The sequence below is a fragment of the Sporosarcina sp. Y1004 genome (assembly GCF_057669665.1).
Window position 1 is genome coordinate 1 of record NZ_JBYHFQ010000020.1, and the last position, 20106, is coordinate 20106.

The window sequence follows — 20106 nt, forward strand, 5'->3', positions numbered from 1 at the left end:
TGATGTTTTGCTGTTCAGTTTTCAAGGTTCATTTGGCGAGGAACTAATTTACTTTCCTCTTTATTTGTTTGCCGCTTGTTTCAGTGGCAACTCTTATATCATACCAAGTTGCGTCGTCCGTGTCAACAACTTTCTTTAACTTTTTTTAAGTTGTTTTCAATATGTCGGATGTGCAACGTTATTAAATATAACAGCTTATCTTGTTAATTGCAATGCTAAATTTAAAATAACTACATTTTCTTTTTAAATGGTACTGCAATGCGCTATCTAAAGGGTTTTTCGAGTCTACTAATCCAAATACTTAGTACTCTCTTCTATTAGAGTACTTTTTCTATAGCTAGATGACGATTAATCGTTAAATCTAAAATAGAATTATCTTCAGTTATTTTAAGCATTGGCCGCAGTCTTGCATCTCGGTGGACAAATATAACCTCTCCTACCACGCCATTTGTCAGTTGTACTTTCGCTCCAATAGATAGATTCCCTACTATATCAAGTAATGCTTGTACGACTTTAATATCAAATTTTCCAAACTCTTCTTCTTTAATCATTTCAATTACCTTAAAAGGTGATTCCTTTGATCTGTATATCCTTTCAGATGTCATTGCGTGAAAGACGTCTGAAACAGCAAGGATTTGTGAATGCACAGAAACTTGATTCATCTTATCACCCCGCGGATAACCGCTACCATCCAGACGTTCATGATGTTGAAGAATCGCTAACTTCATTTCATGACGCAATAGTGGCGTATCTTGAAGCATTTGATAGCTGTATATTGTGTGTTTTTTCACTTCATTAAATTCATCCTTCGTAAGGAATACTGCCTTCTCAGTTATTGACACTTCAATTTTTGACATTCCACAATCGGCTAACGTACCCGCAAGGCCCAGCTGTAAAATCTCCCCTTTAGGGAATCCGACTTGGGCACCAATGGCTGAAGCTAGTAACCCTACGGCTATAGAATGATGATACATATAGTCATCGGGGTTTGAAAGTTCATTTAAAGCTGCTAATTTATTTTTCTGTTCACTCCACCTTTCCAATAAAGGAATGACTACTGAACGGACTTTTGCTACGTCAGGACGTATGCCTGCACGCCATCCAAGAAATTCTTTTTTATACTTTTGGACAGCTTCACTATACTGTGTTTGTAAATCTGTCTGCCTCAAGGATGTTATCGTAAGAATTTCATCTGGATCCACTGTACCTTCACTGTCGTGTTCAAGCATTTGTTCTTTTTTTACGATTAAGCGTTCTTGAATTTTTACTTTTTTTACGTCAAATGCATTCAAAACTTCCAAGTGCTCTAAGGAGAGTTCTGTGCCCTTCCTAACAATCGGGTATCTCGTATTTACAAATATATCTTCACTTAGGATAATACCTGGACGTAGGTCACTTGTTTTTATATACGTTTCTGTCATTGATGTTACCTGCTTTCATCAGATAGTTATTTCTATTGTACTTTAAATATTTCAAACAAACGATAAAAATAAAAAGGTTATTGAGACGGCCAACTTGGCCATTCCAATAACCTTTTACTATTTCTAGCTTTTTCACTCGTCATCCTCTATAGGCGACGATATATCATCTTCTGGTATTTCAGAAGGAGCTGTGTCTTCTTCCATACTACTGTTGTCGTTCTCTAGTTCTTCTAGTTCTTCTTCTTCTTTTACAACTTTGGCAACAGTCGCAACAAGTTCATCTTCCCCTAAACGGATTAAACGGACTCCTTGTGTACTACGCCCAATAACAGAAATGTCTTCAATATCCATACGAATCAGAATGCCGTGAATTGTGATTAGCATGAGATCTTCAGTTCCATCTACTGTCTTCATCGAAACAAGTGTCCCATTTCGCTCTGTTACATTTAATGTTTTCAATCCGTAACCACCACGTGACTGGATACGATATTCATCTTCAGGTGTCCGTTTTCCGAACCCTTTTTCTGTTACGACTAAGATTTCATCGCCTTCATCTACTGTATCCATACCGACTACGATATCACCTGTTCTTAAACGGATACCGCGGACTCCGCCTGCTATACGACCCATTGAACGAATATCAGTCTCATTGAATTTAATTAACATTCCATCTTTCGTTCCGATAGCAATGTTTTCCTTACCGCTTGTCATTTTGACTTCAATAAGTTCATCATCACCACGAAGCGTGAGTGCAATTAATCCATTTGAACGGATATTGGCAAATTCAATTACAGGCGTACGTTTAACGACTCCATTACGAGTGGCAAAGAATAAGTAATCATCTTTCTCGAATACATCTACAGGAATCATTGCTGTTACTTTCTCATCTTTGTCGACGCCTAATAGGTTAATGATTGGCAACCCTTTAGCGGTCCGGCTGAATTCAGGTACTTGATAGCCTTTCGTACGGAATACCCGTCCTCTGCTCGTGAAGAACAAAATGGTATCGTGCGTGGACGTGTTCAACAGGTGTTCTACGAAGTCGTCATCATTGGTACCCATACCTTGTATTCCACGACCCCCGCGTCGTTGGCTTCGATAAGTATTAGCAGGTAAACGTTTAATATAACCATTATGAGTAAGTGTCAATACAGAGTTTTCAACCGGGATCAGATCTTCATCCTCAATCATTTCAGCGCCGCCCAGTGTAATTTCCGTTCTGCGTTTGTCCTCAAAACGGGTTTTCACTTCCAGTAATTCCTCACGAATAATCTCAAGCAGTTTTGATTCATCTGCAAGAATGGCGCGCATTTCAGCCATAAAGACTAGGAGAGCTTCATATTCACTTTCAATTTTATCCCGTTCAAGTCCCGTTAATCGTTGAAGACGCATATCAAGAATGGCTTGGGCTTGACGATCAGATAAATTGAATTGATCCATCAATCCTGTTTTTGCCTCATCTGTTGTTTTCGATGAACGGATAAGCGTAATGATTCGGTCGATATTGTCTAGTGCAATACGGAGACCTTCTAGTATATGTGCGCGATCTTCTGCTTTTTTCAAGTCGTACATAGTACGTCTGCGGATAACAACTTTTTGGTGTTCAAGATAATGGTATAGAATTTCCTTTAGTGCAAGTACTTTTGGTTGACCATCGACCAGTGCAAGCATATTGACACCAAAGCTTGACTGAAGTGCTGTCTGTTTGTACAAGTTATTCAATAGCACATTGGCATTTGCATCACGTCTGACTTCCATAACAATGCGCATTCCTGTTCGATCTGATTCATCCCGTAAATCAGTAATACCATCTATTTTCTTATCTCGTACTAGTTCAGCAATCTTTTCAATAAGACGTGCCTTATTCACTTGGAATGGCAATTCATGTACAAGGATTGTTTCCTTGCCGTTGGACTGCTGTTCAATTTCAACTCTTCCGCGAATAATGACTGAACCCCGTCCCGTTTCGTAAGCTTTTCGGATTCCACTACGCCCAAGAATGATCCCGCCTGTCGGAAAATCCGGACCAGGTATTATTTCCATCAATTCTTCAGTCGTAATAGCTGGGTTGTCAGCCAGTGCCAGGACAGCATCAATCGTTTCTCCAAGATGATGTGGTGGAATGTTTGTTGCCATACCAACGGCAATACCGGTTGTTCCGTTGACAAGCAGATTTGGATAACGGCTTGGGAGAACTATCGGTTCTCTTTCCTGCCCATCGTAGTTATCTTGGTAATCCACTGTATCTTTATTGATATCGCGAAGAAGTTCCATAGCAATACGTGACATTCGTGATTCTGTGTAACGCATCGCAGCTGCACCGTCACCATCTACTGAACCAAAATTCCCGTGACCGTCGACGAGCATATAACGGTAGTTGAAATCCTGGGCCATCCGAACCATCGTGTCGTACACAGCACTATCACCATGGGGGTGATACTTACCGATAACGTCTCCGACGATACGTGCAGATTTCTTATGCGGTTTATCTGCGGTATTTCCAAGATCCTGCATTGCATACAGAATACGACGATGGACCGGCTTTAAACCATCCCTCACATCGGGGAGCGCACGTGAAACAATGACACTCATTGCATAATCGAGAAATGAGGTCTTCATTTCTGTACTAATGTTAATCCCCTTTACACCACGTTGAGGCATATCTGCCATGTTATTAGACTCCTTTCAACTCATAAATCCGTAACGATAAAATTAAATTACCTAATGAATCCACTGCGGCGCAAGGGGATGCCTCCCGCTGTAAGCCAAGCAGTTTTAGCTAACCCTTGTTAGGCGCTTACGCTATATTTATACAAAACGAGTTCCATTTGACTTTTGGTTTAGCTAACTTATCAGGTATCTATATTTTTCACATACATTGCATTTTCTTCAATGAATTTACGTCGCGGTTCGACTTCATCTCCCATAAGCTGCTGGAATGTCGAATCCGCGTCGAATGCGTCTTCAAGATGAACTTGAAGTAATGTACGTTGATCAGGATCCATTGTTGTATCCCACAATTGTGTTGCATCCATTTCTCCTAGACCCTTATACCGTGTAATGACAGGTTTAGGCATAGCCGGGAGCCGTCCAATAATTTCTTGGAGTTCTTCCTCAGTGTAGCAATACTCCTGAGTTTTCCCTTGTTTCACACGATAAAGAGGTGGCTGGGCAATATACACATACCCCGCCTCAATAAGCGGTCGCATAAAGCGGAAGAAAAAGGTTAAAAGAAGAGTACGAATGTGAGCACCATCGACGTCTGCATCAGTCATAATAACAAGTTTATGATAACGTGCCTTAGCAAGATCAAATTCTTCTCCGATGCCAGTGCCTAGAGCTGTAATCATTGCACGAATTTCCAAGTTACCTAAAATCCGATCAAGACGTGCCTTTTCAACATTCAAGATTTTGCCTCGAAGTGGAAGAATTGCTTGGAAGTGTCGGTCGCGTCCCATTTTAGCTGAACCACCGGCCGAGTCACCTTCAACGATATACAGTTCACTTATAGCTGGATCACGTGAAGAGCAGTCCGCCAATTTCCCTGGAAGGCTTGATACTTCAAGTGCAGACTTTCTGCGTGTAAATTCACGCGCATTTTTCGCTGCAAGACGGGCACGTGCTGCCATGAGACTTTTATCGATAATTTGACGCGATGTTGTTGGATTTTCAAGCAGGAACCTTTGGAATCCTTCAGAAAATAGTGAGTTGGTAATTGTACTCACTTCAGAGTTACCGAGTTTCGTTTTAGTCTGTCCTTCAAATTGCGGGTCAGGGTGTTTAATCGAAATAATAGCAGTTAATCCTTCACGTACATCGTCGCCTGATAAGTTTGGATCGGCATCTTTTAATACACCATTCTTCCGTGCATAATCATTGATGACACGTGTCAAGGCTGTCTTAAAACCTGATTCATGCGTACCGCCCTCGTACGTGTTGATGTTATTGGCGAATGAAAACAGACTCTCCGCGTAGCCGCTATTGTATTGCATTGCAATTTCAATTGAAATACCATCTTTTTCACCTTCAATGAAAATTGGTTCATCATGAATAGGCTCTTTGTTTTTGTTCAAATGTTCTACGTATGACTTGATGCCGCCTTCGTAGTAATAAACGTCGCTTCGCTCTTCTTCGCTGCGCTTGTCTGTAATTGTGATCCGAAGACTGCGGTTGAGATACGCAAGTTCGCGAAGGCGATGCGCTAAAATTTCATACTCATAAGTTGTTGTTTCCGTAAAGATTTCAGGGTCTGCTTTAAAGCGGATTCTTGATCCAGTTTCATCAGTTTTACCGATTACACTTAGTTCTTTGGTTACTGCACCACGTTGAAACTCGATGAAATGAACTTCACCATCACGTCTAACGAATACCTCTGTTGTCTCGGACAATGCATTTACAACAGACGCGCCAACGCCGTGCAAACCGCCCGAAACTTTATAGCCTCCGCCACCAAATTTACCGCCTGCATGAAGTACCGTCATAATAACTTCAACTGCTGGTCTGCCTGTTGACTCCTGAGTACCTACCGGAATTCCCCGACCATTATCGTCGACACAAATCCAATCATCTTTTTCTATCGTTACTTCGATATGGTCACAGTAACCCGCAAGAGCTTCATCAATACTATTGTCAACAATTTCCCATACTAAGTGGTGAAGTCCTCTAGAACTCGTTGTCCCGATATACATACCTGGACGTTTGCGGACAGCTTCCAATCCTTCTAAGACTTGGATTTGATTTTCATCATAGGCCATCTGCATATCTTTCTCTTCCATTGCCAAACTGTTCACCTTTCCTTTCAGAACGTCTAACACTTTTATAACCTGAATTTATAAAACAGGATTACTGCAATTGTCAATCATCTTTTCTGGCCACTTCACCCGCTGTTACTTCAAATATATCTGCTTGGCGAATTGTGTCATGGTCGATTCCCGCTACGTTCGTCGTAGTAACAATTGTCTGCACTTCTCCTTGAATTGTGTTTAGAAGATGAGATTGTCGGTAATCGTCAAGTTCGGATAAGACATCATCCAGAAGAAGGATGGGTGTTTCTCCGACTTCTTGCTTGACGAGTTCGATTTCCGCAAGTTTAAGGGACAGTGCTGTTGTCCGCTGCTGTCCCTGCGATCCATACGTTTGAATGTCATAACCGTTGACAATAAAGTGGAGATCATCTCTGTGCGGTCCAATTAATGTCATACCTCTATCCAGCTCGCGTTGTCTCACTTCAAGCAAGCGCTGGCCTACTATTGACTGCATCTGTTCCACAGTCTGTCCGGAATCGAGTTCTTTTAGCGTTCCATATGAAACTTTAAGAAATTCGATACCACGGGAAATGCCTTGGTGGATCGGTTCAGCCCATTTCTGTAAAAGTTCCATAAAATAAAACCGTTTGCGAATAATTTGAACGGCCAATTGAATATACTGTTCTGTATAAATATCAAACATGACATCGTTGAGTATCGATTTACCCCGATTGTCTTTTAAAATGGCATTACGTTGTTTCAATATCTTTTGAAATGTTAAGAGATCGTGTAAATAAGTTGGCGAAATTTGTCCGATTTCCATGTCTAGAAACCGTCTTCTCACCTGGGGACTGCCCTTTACAAGATTCAAATCTTCCGGAGCGAACATGACGACATTTAATTGACCGATGTACAAGCTAAGGCGTTTCTGTTCAAGATGATTAACTCGCGCTTTCTTGCCCTTTTTAGAAATAACTAATTCCAACGGTAGTCGTCCGTACTTACGCTGTATGTCCCCTTCTAGTTTACCATATTCTTGTTCCCAACGTATCAATTCACGATCATTGGATGTTCTATGCGATTTTGCCATGGAGAGGACATAGATCGCTTCCATGATGTTTGTTTTACCTTGGGCATTTTCGCCGATTAATACATTAATTTGCGGTGAAAATGAAAGTTCGAGTGATTCATAATTCCGGTAATCAGTTAGTGCCAGACGTTCAATATGCATCCGTTTGACCGTCTAATTGTCCAATTACTTTATATGTGCCTACATCAGGGATTTTGATAATATCTCCGTCACGGAGTTTCTTTCCTCGGCGCTGTTCCTCCTCACCGTTGACATAAACAATGTTTTCTTCTAGGAACCATTTGGACATGCCGCCGGAACTGATTAAGTCAGTCATCTTTAATAATTGTCCAAGTGTTATATATTCTGTATCGATCGTTACATTTTCCAATGCTTCTCAACCCTTCGTCAGTTAGTTTATCCTTCTATTTTAGCTGATTTTCGACCGTAAGTAAAAAGGATAGTCAAATTAGTGACTATCCTTCAAAAATCAGTATGTCCTTACAGGGAGTATTAATTGCAGAATCGAGTCGTCGTCAACCGATTTCAAGATGAATGGGCGCATCGCCCCTGTAAATTGAATGGTTACATCCTGCCCATCGATTGCTTTCAATGCATCCATCATATATTTGGCACTAAATGAGATATTCAGTCCTTCGCCTATTACTCCGATTGCTTCTACCAATTCTTCAACTTTCCCCACTTCAGGAGAATTCGAAGAGATTTCGATGACTTTCCCTTCATCTGCTGAGAAGCGGACAATGTTATTCCTTTCTTCTCGTGCGAGCAGTGATGCCCGATCAATCGCTTGTAGAAGAAGTTTCCCATTCACCGTCACCGATGTTTTGTATTCCAAAGGGATGAGTCGTGAAGTATCTGGGTAATTGCCTTCAAGTAAACGTGAATAAAATAATACACCACGTGTTTTGAATAAAACTTGTTGATCGGCAATAACGATTTCCACTAGTTCAGCATTGTCAGGAAGAATTTTATTTAATTCTTGTAGACTTTTACCTGGGATAACTACACTGAATGGAACTTCCGGCATTTCTTCGGGAATTGTCAATCTTCTTGCCAATCGGTGGCTATCCGTAGCGACACAAGCAAGTCCTCCATCTTTCGCTTCCCAGTGAACCCCTGTCAAAATTGGTCTTGTTTCTTGTTGAGATACCGCGAAAACCGTTTCACGAATGATGGATTTCATTAAATCTGCAGGCAATGAAAACATATACTCATCTTTTACATTCGGTAGTATCGGATAGTCTTCCGGATCTAATCCAATTAGATGGAATTCCGACTTCCCTGATTGAATATGTGTTTGAAGTCCATTAGTAACTTGGATGGTTACGTCGTTCGTCGGGAGTTTTCGTACAATTTCGCTAAAAACTTTAGCTTGCAGCACAATACTGCCTTTCTCCATGACTTGAATAATTTGTTCTCCGTTATCTTCAACAGGTATGAATGTACAAATCGTTATATCAGAATCGCTACCTGTTAAAGTCATTCCTTTTTCGTCCACTTCAATTTTGATACCCGTCAAAATCGGGATCGCTACTTTATGACTTATGGCTTTCATTACATCGCTTAATCCGTCAAGCAGCTTGTCTCTCATAATCTCAAATTTCATTCTGTAACCTCGCTTAGTATATATATTATTAGTTATTAATAGATAGTAGTAATAGTAGTAGGGCCTGTGGATATGTTTATAAGTCTCTTTTCCTTAGTTGCTTGAACGTTTTGCACATGTGTATAACATGTGCAAGTTTTGTATTCTCTATTCTACGTTGTCCACAACTCATCCTCTGCCAAGCACATTACGAATATCTTGAACATCCTGTTGAAGCGCTTGTTCTTCTTTCAACATTTTCCTGATTTTCTCATGTGCATGAATAACAGTTGAATGATCACGACCTCCGAATTCAGATCCGATTTTAGGCAAGGAAAAGTCCGTAAGTTCTCTGGATAGGAACATGGCAACTTGTCTTGGAAATGCAATTGCCCGTGTTCTTTTCTTGGCTGTGAAGTCCTCTAATCGAATATTGAAATGCTCTCCAACAGCTTTTTGAATATCGAGAATCGTTACTACACGCGGTCGGGAATTGGGAATGATATCTTTTAATGCCTCAGCAGCAAGATCCGTATTAATATCCGAATTAACCAAAGATGAATAGGCAACAACACGTATAAGTGCGCCTTCAAGTTCACGTATGTTTGAATCTATCTGGTTTGCAATGTATAGCATAACCTCATTCGGGATATCAATAAGCCCATCAGCTTTCGCTTTTTTGCGCAAAATTGCAATCCGTGTTTCCAAATCCGGAGGAGCTATATCTGTAATAAGACCCCATTCAAAGCGGGATCTGAGCCTGTCTTCAAGGGTTGGTATCTCTTTTGGAGGACGGTCACTTGAAATGACAATCTGTTTTGACTCTTCGTGGAGAGTATTGAACGTATGGAAGAATTCTTCTTGTGTTTGTTCTTTTCCGGCTAGGAATTGAATATCATCAATTAAGAGCACGTCCACACTCCGGTATCGATCTCGGAATTCAACGGCCTTGTTATCGCGAATCGAGTTGATGAATTCATTCGTGAATTTTTCAGACGATAAATACATAACTTTTGCAGATGGATTTTGTTCAAGCACATAATGACCGATTGCATGCATTAAGTGAGTTTTTCCAAGCCCGACACCACCATAGATAAACAGTGGATTATAAGCTTTTGCAGGGGCTTCAGCCACAGCGAGCGATGCTGCGTGGGCAAAACGGTTACCTGAACCGATGACGAAAGTATCGAATGTATACTTTAGATTAAGCATACCTGGAGCTGAGGTTAGTGGAACCTTTTCTATTGGTTTAACAGTAGGTTTGGGAAGCATAAAATCATTTTCTTCCATATTTTTAGGGACGACAAACTGAATGATCCGGTCTTCTCCGGTCAGTTCCGATAGAATTCCAGTAATTAGATGTACGTAGTGGTTTTCCAGCCAATCTTTAGCGAATGAATTGGGTGCTGCGATGGTGACATTCTCTTCGCCGTAGGACATTAGCTTCGTGGACTTCAACCAAGTTTCGAAACTGGGCCTTGAAATTTTCTGTTCCACTTTTGATAATACTTCAATCCATAGTTCTTCCAAATGTTCCAAACGTGTGCCTCCTTTGCAGTGTAAATAAAAAGCCTGAAGATATGTATTATACACAGTTTCCACTTACGTGGATAACTTTCATACAAAAGTGTTGAAAAAAGTATCCACAATGTATTAACAACTGTGGATAACAAAATCGTTATAAAAATATGTGCACAACAAATACAATTCATTGTAACAGGAAAAACGATGGATTACAAGGAATCTTAAACCTTATCCACAGCATGTACAGATGTGGATGAAACCTTTATCCACAGGCATTGATATGTGAAAAAGCTGTCGATAAGAAGTGTGCATAAAAATATGTCCTGAAAAACTATCAACACTCAACTTCTCTATGGCCTAGAGAAACCGTGGATAACTTCCGGGACAAAAATCAATAGATATAATTAGGCAGAATCTCTGTTGAATAAAAAAAGGTTGACTTTTGTGATGGAAAACCGATATACTATTCAAGACTGTCACAGCAATTAAAGGACAATCAATGCAGGAGGTGTCTTAAAAGATGAAACGTACTTACCAACCAAATAAACGTAAGCGTAGTAAAGTTCACGGTTTCCGTGAGAGAATGAGCACGAAAAGCGGACGCAGAATTCTTGCAGCTCGTCGTCGTAAAGGAAGAAAAGTGCTATCAGCATAAGGCCACTGACATTCAGTGGTCTTTTTTCTTGTTTATAATGAAGAACTATAATCATAGATGACGGAGCAGGTGGAATAGATGAACAAACGTCAACGGATAAAGAAAAATGAGGAATTTCAAGAAGTATTTAAAAAAGGGAAGTCGTTTGCCAATCGGCAATTCGTTGTGTACTCCTATAGGAAGGAAGACCAGTCCGAATTTAGGATTGGCTTGTCAGTCAGTAAAAAGGTAGGCAATGCAGTGGCCCGAAATAGGATTAAGCGGTATTTAAGACAATCCTTCTTGGAAATGAAAGATGAACTGCGAAATGACATGGATTATGTCATCATCGCCAGACATCAGGCTGCCACATTGGATTTTCATGAAACGAAGAAAAGTTTACAGCATGTCTTACGTATTTCAAAAGTGTTAAAGAAGAAGTAGAAGGAAACCTATGGACATGATAAACTGAAATTATTGGCCAATGGGCTATCTAATTGAATAAGATAAGATTTGGGGGAACTGATTTGAAAAAGAAATTAGCGTTAATCCTCATACTGACAGCATTGTCGGTATTTCTTGCGGGATGTTCGGAGTTCCAACAACCTATTTACGAGGACAGTGAAGGGTTCTGGAATAAATTTGTCGTTTGGCCGTTAGTTTCTTTAATAACGACATTCAAAGAGTTACTCGGAACATACGGTTACGGAATTGTTGCGGTTACGATCATCATCCGACTTGTCTTGCTTCCATTAATGATCAAACAGACACAGAGTTCAAAACGGATGCAGGAAATACAACCCGAACTGAAAGCTCTAAAAGAGAAATTCAAATCCAAAGATGCGGTCACTCAACAAAAGTACCGTGAAGAAACGCAAAAACTCATGTCAGAACGAAAAATCAATCCTGTTGCAGGCTGTTTGCCAGTTCTCATTCAAATGCCAATTCTTTTCGGCTTCTATCACGCTATCAGCCGAATGAATGTAACCTATGATATTGGGAACTTTATGTGGTTTGAACTTGCAGCGCCAAGTATTACACTTTCAATTTTAGCTGGAGCCATGCAGTTCATCGTTCTGCGTACTGGTCCTGCAATGGACAACCCCCAGATGAAAGTAATGATGTACATTATGCCGTTCATGATTATGATCTTTGGTGCATTCTTGCCGGCAGCACTTTCACTTTACTGGGTAATCGGTAATATCATTTCAATCATCCAAAATATCTTCATTTACAAACCATTTAAGAAAAAAGAAGTGGAACCTGTAAAAGTGGGAGGGAAACGGAAATGACAAGGATGACGCGAAGGGGAGCCACTGTTGAAATAGCGATTTCATCGGCATTAACAGCACTTGGAGTTACGCGGGATGAAGTAGAAGTCGAAGTGATCAATCAGGGAAAAAAAGGTTTTCTTGGTTTCGGTGCAAAAGAGGCTGAAGTGGCTGTAACCATTATAAATGTTGAAGAACCTTCCGTCTCTGAAAAAGTGACATTGTTCGAGGAAGCAAACCCTGTAAAGGATGTTCTGCTGACCGATATGGAACTTACTACCGATGAATCCATTGGTAAATCTGCTATTGAAATAGAAAAAGTACAAGTTGAAGGACTTCCTGATGAAATAGCCGTCGATGAGACGAAGCACTATTTAACAAAGGTTGCGACTGCAATGGGTATAGATGATATTCAAGTAAATCATGTAATTGAAGGCAAATATGTCACTTTCCATATGGAAAGTGCAAAAGCTGCGCTACTTATAGGTAAGCGCGGGCAAACTTTAAACGCAATTCAACAATTAGCGCAATTAGTCACGAATAAGTCATCGAGTCAATTCAAAGTTGTCCGGGTGGATGTAGGGGATTACCGGGAGCGGCGCGAACAATCACTTGAACAATTGGCAGATCGCATGGCTGACAAAGCAGTCCGAACAGGTCGAAAAGTACAGCTCGAGCCAATGGCTTCCTATGAGAGAAAAGTAATTCATAATGCTTTATCAAGACGATTGGATATTGAAACATATTCAGAAGGTGTTGATCCTTACAGGTATCTTGTCATTGAATCAGTTAGATAATAAAATAAAGTCCCGCAAAAGACGGATCCTGTCTCTGCGGGACTTTTTCATGGATTCGTTTTAATTTCGAAAACACTTATCCACAAAAAAACACTTACAGCGCTATGAGAATGAGCGGATTTGTGATAATATATTATGTTAGATAGTCGTGTCCGAAATAGGTTATCCACATGTGCGTAACCAAGCCAGGAAGGTGAATTTCATGCATTTTGATACAATAGCCGCCATTTCCACTCCAATGGGGGAAGGCGCAATTGCCATCGTCAGGTTAAGTGGGGATGAAGCTGTCCAAATTGCGGATCAAATATTTCGTTCGCCGTCCGCCAAGAGGCTGAAAGAAGAATCATCACATACAATTCATTACGGACATTTAATTGATCCGGGAACAAATGAAACGATTGAAGAAGTAATGGTTTCTCTTATGAAAGCGCCAAAAACATTTACCCGTGAAGATGTAATTGAAATAAATTGCCACGGCGGAATCGTCGCGGTTACTCGTGTTCTAAGACTTGTTCTAAAAGAAGGCGCTCGTCTTGCTGAACCGGGAGAATTTACAAAACGGGCATTTCTTAATGGTCGTGTCGACCTATCACAAGCGGAAGCGGTCATGGACTTAATCCGTTCGAAGACAGATCGGGCAATGGATGTTGCGCTCAATCAGATGGAAGGAAAGCTTTCACGATTGATCGGGGAATTAAGACAAGCGCTTATTGAAACGTTAGCGCAAGTTGAAGTAAATATTGATTACCCTGAATACGATGATGTCGAAGAAATGACAATTCCGCTTATGATTGAAAAAAGTACATGGGTGAGAAATGAAATTGATAAGTTGTTACTTACTTCATCCCAAGGGAAAATTCTTCGAGAAGGCCTGTCTACAGTTATCATTGGAAGGCCAAACGTAGGGAAGTCCTCCTTGCTAAATAGCATCATTCAAGAAAATAAAGCGATTGTAACTGACATAGCAGGGACAACGCGTGATATTATTGAAGAGTACGTTAATGTACGGGGTGTTCCACTTCGTCTTGTTGATACAGCCGGAATCAGAGAAACGGAAGACATCGTGGAACGAATCGGCGTCGAAAGATCCAGGAAAGTGTTGAAAGAAGCAGATTTAATTCTGCTTGTACTAAACAGTTCTGAAGAGCTTTCTATAGAAGATGAACGCCTTTTTGAAACGGTAAAAGGAATGGATACGATTTTTGTTATTAACAAAACCGATCTTCCGCAAAGAATTGATATGCAAAAAGTGATGGAACATGCCGGTACAGGCAAAGTCGTCACAACCTCCCTTTTGAAAGACGAAGGGGTGGATGAATTGGAAGAAGCAATTGCTGGACTCTTTTTCGAAGGAAATCTTGAGTCAGGCGATTTCACATACGTTTCAAACGCAAGACATATCGCACTGTTGCACAACGCACGTGCCACAATTGAAGACGCACTCGCGGCTGCAGAAGCAGGCGTTCCAGTCGATATGATTCAAATTGATGTCACTAGAACTTGGGAGATTCTCGGAGAAATTATCGGGGATACGGTCCAAGACGGTTTAATCAATGAACTTTTCTCTCAGTTTTGCCTCGGAAAATAAAAAATAGAAGGAAGGAATAGAACATGCCCAAATTTGAAGCTGGCACGTTCGATGTCATTGTTATAGGAGCCGGTCATGCCGGAGTAGAGGCGGCATTATCCGCTGCTAAAATGGGTGCAACGACGCTTGTACTTACAATGAATCTAGATATGATTGCCTTTATGCCATGTAACCCATCACTCGGTGGTCCTGCTAAAGGGATTGTCGTACGTGAAATTGATGCACTTGGTGGCGCAATGGGGAAAGTAATCGACAAAACACATATCCAAATGCGGATGTTGAATACAGGAAAAGGACCAGCAGTACGTGCACTTCGTGCGCAAGCCGATAAAGTCCTTTACCAATCAGAAATGAAACGTCTTCTGGAAGAACAGGAAAATCTGACACTTCATCAAGGTGTTGTGGAAGAATTGATTGTGGAAGATGAAGAAATTAAAGGAGTAATTACACAAGTTGGTGCCGTCTACCGTGCGAAGACAGTTATTATTACAACTGGAACATTCCTGCGTGGTGAAGTTATTATTGGCGACTTGAAATACTCCAGTGGACCGAATAACCAAATGCCTTCAATCAAACTTGCAGATAATATTCGTGAACTTGGTTTTGACATGGTGAGATTTAAAACAGGTACGCCACCGCGTGTCAACAGCAGAACGATTGATTATAGTAAAACTGAAATCCAGCCTGGGGATGATACAGCATGGGCATTCAGTTATGAAACAACTGAATTCATCACGGACCAATTGCCATGCTGGCTAACATATACGTCACCGAGAACACATGAACTAATTAATGAAAACCTCCACTTGTCCCCAATGTATTCAGGGATGATCAAAGGGAAAGGGCCACGTTATTGCCCGTCCATTGAAGATAAAATCGTTCGTTTTGCAGATAAGTCACGTCACCAAATCTTCCTTGAACCGGAAGGCCGTAATACCAAAGAAGTGTATGTCCAAGGGTTATCAACGAGCTTGCCGGAACACGTTCAGAAGCAATTGATCGCAAGCGTACCGGGACTTGAAAACGCGGAGATGATGCGTGCGGGTTATGCGATTGAGTATGATGCAATCGTTCCTACGCAACTTTGGCCAACACTTGAAACAAAAAGAATTCGAAATTTATATACTGCTGGTCAGCTTAACGGCACATCCGGCTACGAAGAAGCTGCAGGGCAAGGGATTATGGCTGGTATCAATGCGGCTTCCCGTGCTTTAGGAAAAGAAGAACGTGTCCTGGGACGTGCTGATGCATATATAGGTGTCCTCATTGATGACCTTGTTACAAAAGGGACAAGTGAGCCATATCGACTTCTTACATCACGTGCGGAGTATCGACTTTTGTTGCGTCATGACAACGCCGATATGCGTTTGACCGAAATTGGCTATCAAATTGGGCTGATTACTGAAGAACGACATGATGCACACGTTTTAAAGAAGCAACAAATTGAAGATGAAATAAAAAGACTTCGGAAAATATCGATAAAACCTGACAGTCATGCACAAGAGATTATACGTGAAACGGGTGGTTCTGAACTAAGAGAACCAATGAAGGCAGCTGATCTTCTGAAACGCCCTGAAATAAAGTATAGCCAAGTGGAAAGAATCGTCCCTCCTACGGAAACGGTTTCCGAAGAAGTGAAAGAACAAGTAGAAATTTTCATTAAATATGAAGGTTATATTGAAAAGTCATTGCAACAAGTAGAGAAAATGAAAAAACTGGAGAACAAAAGAATACCTGACAACATTGATTATGATGCAATATCTGGTATCGCAACAGAAGCTAAAAGCGTACTGAATGAAGTTAGACCTTTATCCATAGCGCAAGCGTCTCGTATATCCGGAGTTAATCCAGCCGATATTTCAATTCTTCTCGTCTATATTGAACAAGGAAGAATTGCTAAAATATCAGTTTAAGCTATTTAACTGGTGCGGAATTCAAGTTCCCACCAGTTTTCCTACTTTTGCGCCTTTTAACAGGCGCATACGCTTTTCTTATTGGGGGGAATATTGATGGATGTTGAACAATTTATTCAAGCTTTGAAAGACAAAGGTATTGAGTTGACTGAAATGCAAATAATGCAGTTTAGCCAGTATTTCAAACTTCTGGTAGAATGGAATGAAAAGATGAACTTGACGGCAATTACTGATGCGCCATCGGTTTATCTGAAACACTTTTATGATTCCATTTCTGCGGCATTTTATATTGATTTAAATGATAGAAAAACAATTTGTGATGTCGGGGCAGGGGCTGGATTTCCAAGTATTCCTTTGAAAATTTGCTTCCCAAACCTTGAAGTAACAATTGTTGATTCGTTAAATAAGAGAATTGGTTTCCTCAAGGCTTTGGCCGAGGAACTTCAACTTGAAAATGTAAACTTTGTCCATGCACGAGCAGAAGATTTTGGACAGGATCAACAATATCGCGAACAATTTGATATTGTTACTGCTCGAGCGGTTGCACGTCTTTCTGTTTTAGCAGAATTATGTGTTCCACTTGTTAAAAAGGGTGGCGTATTTATAGCGATGAAAGGTGCAGCTGCAGATGATGAATTAGCAGATGCGAAAAAAGCACTTTCCGTTCTCGGTGCTTCCATTAAAGAAGAGCATTCTTTCACATTGCCATTTGAAAATAGTGAACGGAATATCTTTGTTTTCGATAAAGATAAAATTACTCCTAAAAAATACCCTCGTAAACCAGGTGTTCCGAATAAAGCACCAATTCAGTAAATTGTTTCACGTGGAACAGCGAGAAAAGGTATACTATCACTATGCATAAATAGTAGAAGTAGGGAGCAGTATTGAAAAGGTGGTGCCGGGAATGAAAAGTCCGTTTTCACGATTTTTTGGAAGTGGGGAGAAAGAATTAGAACCACTCGTTAGCGAAGAAATTCAGCATGAAGTAATAGAGCAAGTGAAAATAGATTCTATTAAACCCAACAAATATCAACCGCGTACAGTTTTTTCTGAAGAGAAGATTGAAGAACTTGCTAGGACAATCCACACGCATGGTGTCATCCAACCAATTGTCATAAGAAAAATTGACGAAGAGCAATATGAAATTATTGCGGGGGAACGTAGATATCGAGCCATGCAAAAGTTGGGATGGTCGGAAGTTCCGGCAATTATTCGAAACCTTGATGATAAAGAAACTGCATCTATTGCTTTGATTGAAAACTTGCAGCGTGAGGAATTGACTGCAATTGAAGAAGCGTATGCGTATGAGAAACTTCTGGAACTTCATTCACTAACACAAGAAGCATTGGCACAAAGACTAGGAAAAGGCCAATCCACTGTTGCAAATAAATTGCGGTTATTGAAGCTGCCGGATGAAATAAAGAATGGCTTACTTGCAAAAGAAATATCCGAGCGACATGCAAGAGCTCTAATTCCTGTCAAAGATAGTGAATTGCAATCAAAGCTGTACAATGAAGTGATAGAACTGCAGTTGAATGTGAAGCAACTTGAAAATAGAATCTTACAAGTCCTGCATCCAAAAGAAAGTACCAAAGAGAAAAAAGCAGGACCTAAAAGAAAATCTGTCAGTAAAGATGTACGAATTGCTCTAAATACAATTAGGCAATCGCTTGTTATGGTAACAAAAAGTGGAATTGATGTGAAAACCGAAGAAGAAGACTCGGAGGACTTTTACACAATTACTGTCAAAATTCCGAAAAAGAAATAAAGGAAGACTCTTGCTTGACTCATGCAAGAGTCTTTTTACTACATAATTCTCTACAAAAAATGCTTTTGTTGATAGACTAGAAGAAGTAGATAAATTGATATTAAAAGTGCAGGAAGCAGGTGCAGATTTGGGCAGAATTATAGCGATTGCAAATCAAAAAGGGGGCGTCGGAAAAACGACAACATCCGTGAATCTAAGTGCTTGCCTTGCTCATATAGGCAAAAAAGTTCTTTTGATTGATACTGATCCGCAAGGAAATGCAACCAGCGGAGTAGGTGTCAATAAAGGGGAAGTCCAGCAATGTATTTATGATATTTTAATAGATGATGTTAATATAAAAGATGTAATTCGCTCTACTAAAGTGGAAAACCTTGATATCGTTCCTGCAACAATCTCTTTGGCGGGGGCAGAAATTGAGCTAGTTTCAACGATTTCAAGAGAAGTTAGGATGAAGCATGCCATCCAAGAAGCGAAAGATATATACGATTACATTATCATTGATTGCCCGCCTTCCCTTGGATTACTCACTATAAATGCCTTAACTGCATCAGATTCAATTATCATACCTGTTCAATGCGAGTATTATGCACTGGAAGGGTTAAGCCAACTGCTAAGTACGATTCGACTTGTACAGAAGCATTTAAATGAAAATCTAATGATTGATGGCGTTTTACTGACAATGTTCGATGCAAGGACAAATCTAGGGATTCAAGTGATTGAAGAAGTGAAAAAGTACTTTCAAGATAAAGTATATAAAACCATCATCCCAAGAAATGTTAGGTTAAGTGAAGCACCGAGTCATGGTGAACCGATTATTGTCTATGACTCCCGATCACGAGGTGCTGAGGTGTATTTAGAGCTGGCAAAGGAAGTGGTACTCAATGGCTAAGGGTCTTGGAAAAGGGTTAAATGCTTTGTTCCCTGGAGAGTCACTGACAAAGGCAGAGTCGGTCGAACATATTCATGTAAAAAGTATAAAAGCGAATCCATACCAACCTAGGAAAATATTCGATGAAAGCGCTATTCAAGAACTAAGTGCATCAATTAAAGAACACGGAATCCTTCAACCAATCATTCTAAGAAAAGTCGGTACTACATACGAAATCGTAGTGGGGGAAAGACGATTTCGTGCAGCACAAATGGCGGGTCTGTCAGAAATCCCTGCAGTTGTCCGTACTTTAACTGACGTAGAAACAATGGAGTTTGCCATTCTTGAAAACTTACAAAGAGAAGACCTAACACCAATTGAAGAGGCTGAAGCTTATCATAATCTAATGGAGAATCTGGGCCTAACACAGGAGCAGCTCGCATTTAGACTTGGGAAAAGTAGACCTCATATCGCAAATCATGTACGATTGCTATCACTTCCAAAAAAAGTACGAAACTATATTACTGAAGGGAAACTTTCAATGGGCCACGGACGGACATTACTTGGTCTACGTAAAAAAGAGCAAATTGCAATTGTGGCAGAACGGGTATTAAAAGAAGGTCATAATGTTCGACAACTTGAAAAACTTGTCCAAAGAATGAATGAAGAAGTTCCACGTGAAACAAAACCGGAAAAAAACAAAGATTTGTTCCTAGCTGAAAGTGAATCTAATCTTAGGGATTATTTCGGTACAAATGTATCAATCAAGAAAACAAAGAACAAAGGGAAAATTGAAATTGAATTTTTCTCAGAGGATGACCTAGAACGTATTCTTGAACTATTGAATGAATGAATAAATATGTACCTATTTTGCCAACTGTGCAAAATAGGTATTATTTTTA

At 40.3% G+C, this 20106-nt stretch carries 17 protein-coding genes; 10 read left to right on the top strand and 7 right to left on the bottom strand.

The features are described 5' to 3' along the window. Window positions 1–317 precede the first annotated feature (317 nt). The 7 genes from AC25Y6_RS13405 to dnaA form a co-directional block, all read right to left on the bottom strand. On the bottom strand, window positions 318–1421 hold the full coding sequence (locus tag AC25Y6_RS13405) for an HD-GYP domain-containing protein (protein ID WP_488143383.1): 1104 nt from the start codon (window positions 1419–1421) through the stop codon (window positions 318–320). Window positions 1422–1553: 132 nt separating this feature from the next. Next, complete coding sequence (gene gyrA, locus AC25Y6_RS13410; RefSeq protein ID WP_488143384.1) at window positions 1554–4091, bottom strand: DNA gyrase subunit A; 2538 nt, start codon at window positions 4089–4091, stop codon at window positions 1554–1556. 182 nt (window positions 4092–4273) lie between these two features. Continuing rightward, window positions 4274–6196, bottom strand: a complete 1923-nt coding sequence (gyrB, locus tag AC25Y6_RS13415; RefSeq protein WP_488143385.1) for a DNA topoisomerase (ATP-hydrolyzing) subunit B — start codon at window positions 6194–6196, stop codon at window positions 4274–4276. Between the two features lie 79 nt (window positions 6197–6275). After that, a complete protein-coding gene (gene recF / locus AC25Y6_RS13420; protein ID WP_482102609.1) occupies window positions 6276–7397 on the bottom strand; it encodes a DNA replication/repair protein RecF in 1122 nt (373 codons plus the stop codon). Continuing rightward, on the bottom strand, window positions 7387–7626 hold the full coding sequence (gene yaaA, locus AC25Y6_RS13425) for a S4 domain-containing protein YaaA (RefSeq protein WP_482102610.1): 240 nt from the start codon (window positions 7624–7626) through the stop codon (window positions 7387–7389). The genes recF and yaaA overlap by 11 nt, the downstream gene beginning before the upstream one ends. A 99-nt stretch (window positions 7627–7725) precedes the next feature. Continuing rightward, window positions 7726–8862 carry a DNA polymerase III subunit beta gene (gene dnaN, locus AC25Y6_RS13430; RefSeq protein WP_482102611.1) on the bottom strand — a complete coding sequence of 379 codons (1137 nt, stop codon included), beginning with the start codon at window positions 8860–8862 and terminating at the stop codon, window positions 7726–7728. Between the two features lie 168 nt (window positions 8863–9030). Then, window positions 9031–10380, bottom strand: a complete 1350-nt coding sequence (dnaA, locus tag AC25Y6_RS13435; protein ID WP_482102612.1) for a chromosomal replication initiator protein DnaA — start codon at window positions 10378–10380, stop codon at window positions 9031–9033. A 505-nt stretch (window positions 10381–10885) separates the two neighbouring features. On the opposite strand from dnaA, the gene rpmH reads away from it, so the two are divergent. From rpmH to AC25Y6_RS13485, 10 genes are all read left to right on the top strand, one after another. Further along, window positions 10886–11020 (top strand): 50S ribosomal protein L34, encoded by a 135-nt coding sequence (gene rpmH / locus AC25Y6_RS13440; RefSeq protein WP_067204080.1) that lies wholly within the window; start codon window positions 10886–10888, stop codon window positions 11018–11020. 78 nt (window positions 11021–11098) lie between these two features. Further along, the gene (gene rnpA / locus AC25Y6_RS13445) at window positions 11099–11443 is read left to right on the top strand and encodes a ribonuclease P protein component (protein WP_482102613.1); all 345 of its coding nucleotides are present in this window, start codon (window positions 11099–11101) and stop codon (window positions 11441–11443) included. An 83-nt stretch (window positions 11444–11526) separates the two neighbouring features. After that, a complete protein-coding gene (yidC, locus tag AC25Y6_RS13450; protein ID WP_482102614.1) occupies window positions 11527–12291 on the top strand; it encodes a membrane protein insertase YidC in 765 nt (254 codons plus the stop codon). Further along, window positions 12288–13067 (top strand): RNA-binding cell elongation regulator Jag/EloR, encoded by a 780-nt coding sequence (jag, locus tag AC25Y6_RS13455; protein ID WP_488143386.1) that lies wholly within the window; start codon window positions 12288–12290, stop codon window positions 13065–13067. Before yidC ends, jag begins: the two co-directional genes overlap by 4 nt. A gap of 202 nt (window positions 13068–13269) precedes the next feature. Continuing rightward, entirely contained in the window at window positions 13270–14655 is a 1386-nt protein-coding gene (mnmE, locus tag AC25Y6_RS13460) for a tRNA uridine-5-carboxymethylaminomethyl(34) synthesis GTPase MnmE (RefSeq protein ID WP_488143387.1), read from the top strand. A 23-nt stretch (window positions 14656–14678) separates the two neighbouring features. Continuing rightward, complete coding sequence (mnmG, locus tag AC25Y6_RS13465) at window positions 14679–16568, top strand: tRNA uridine-5-carboxymethylaminomethyl(34) synthesis enzyme MnmG (protein WP_488143388.1); 1890 nt, start codon at window positions 14679–14681, stop codon at window positions 16566–16568. A 96-nt stretch (window positions 16569–16664) separates the two neighbouring features. Then, window positions 16665–17381 carry a 16S rRNA (guanine(527)-N(7))-methyltransferase RsmG gene (gene rsmG, locus AC25Y6_RS13470; RefSeq protein ID WP_488143389.1) on the top strand — a complete coding sequence of 239 codons (717 nt, stop codon included), beginning with the start codon at window positions 16665–16667 and terminating at the stop codon, window positions 17379–17381. A 91-nt stretch (window positions 17382–17472) separates the two neighbouring features. After that, a complete protein-coding gene (noc, locus tag AC25Y6_RS13475; protein WP_482102619.1) occupies window positions 17473–18336 on the top strand; it encodes a nucleoid occlusion protein in 864 nt (287 codons plus the stop codon). A gap of 127 nt (window positions 18337–18463) precedes the next feature. Next, window positions 18464–19225, top strand: coding sequence for a ParA family protein (locus AC25Y6_RS13480; RefSeq protein ID WP_482102725.1), 762 nt, complete (start codon window positions 18464–18466; stop codon window positions 19223–19225). Continuing rightward, window positions 19218–20057 carry a ParB/RepB/Spo0J family partition protein gene (locus AC25Y6_RS13485; protein WP_482102620.1) on the top strand — a complete coding sequence of 280 codons (840 nt, stop codon included), beginning with the start codon at window positions 19218–19220 and terminating at the stop codon, window positions 20055–20057. The genes AC25Y6_RS13480 and AC25Y6_RS13485 overlap by 8 nt, the downstream gene beginning before the upstream one ends. Window positions 20058–20106: the final 49 nt, after the last annotated feature.

Excerpts from the sequence above, each read along its gene's own strand:
- mnmG (WP_488143388.1), top strand. The coding sequence starts at position 14,679 with ATGCCCAAATTTGAAGCTGGCACGTTCGATGTCATTGTTATAGGAGCC.
- AC25Y6_RS13485 (WP_482102620.1), top strand. The coding sequence starts at position 19,218 with ATGGCTAAGGGTCTTGGAAAAGGGTTAAATGCTTTGTTCCCTGGAGAG.
- rpmH (WP_067204080.1), top strand. The coding sequence starts at position 10,886 with ATGAAACGTACTTACCAACCAAATAAACGTAAGCGTAGTAAAGTTCAC.
- AC25Y6_RS13405 (WP_488143383.1), bottom strand. The coding sequence starts at position 1,421 with ATGACAGAAACGTATATAAAAACAAGTGACCTACGTCCAGGTATTATC.
- noc (WP_482102619.1), top strand. The coding sequence starts at position 17,473 with ATGAAAAGTCCGTTTTCACGATTTTTTGGAAGTGGGGAGAAAGAATTA.
- rsmG (WP_488143389.1), top strand. The coding sequence starts at position 16,665 with ATGGATGTTGAACAATTTATTCAAGCTTTGAAAGACAAAGGTATTGAG.
- gyrB (WP_488143385.1), bottom strand. The coding sequence starts at position 6,196 with ATGGAAGAGAAAGATATGCAGATGGCCTATGATGAAAATCAAATCCAA.
- gyrA (WP_488143384.1), bottom strand. The coding sequence starts at position 4,091 with ATGGCAGATATGCCTCAACGTGGTGTAAAGGGGATTAACATTAGTACA.
- jag (WP_488143386.1), top strand. The coding sequence starts at position 12,288 with ATGACAAGGATGACGCGAAGGGGAGCCACTGTTGAAATAGCGATTTCA.
- mnmE (WP_488143387.1), top strand. The coding sequence starts at position 13,270 with ATGCATTTTGATACAATAGCCGCCATTTCCACTCCAATGGGGGAAGGC.
- rnpA (WP_482102613.1), top strand. The coding sequence starts at position 11,099 with ATGAACAAACGTCAACGGATAAAGAAAAATGAGGAATTTCAAGAAGTA.
- dnaN (WP_482102611.1), bottom strand. The coding sequence starts at position 8,862 with ATGAAATTTGAGATTATGAGAGACAAGCTGCTTGACGGATTAAGCGAT.
- recF (WP_482102609.1), bottom strand. The coding sequence starts at position 7,397 with ATGCATATTGAACGTCTGGCACTAACTGATTACCGGAATTATGAATCA.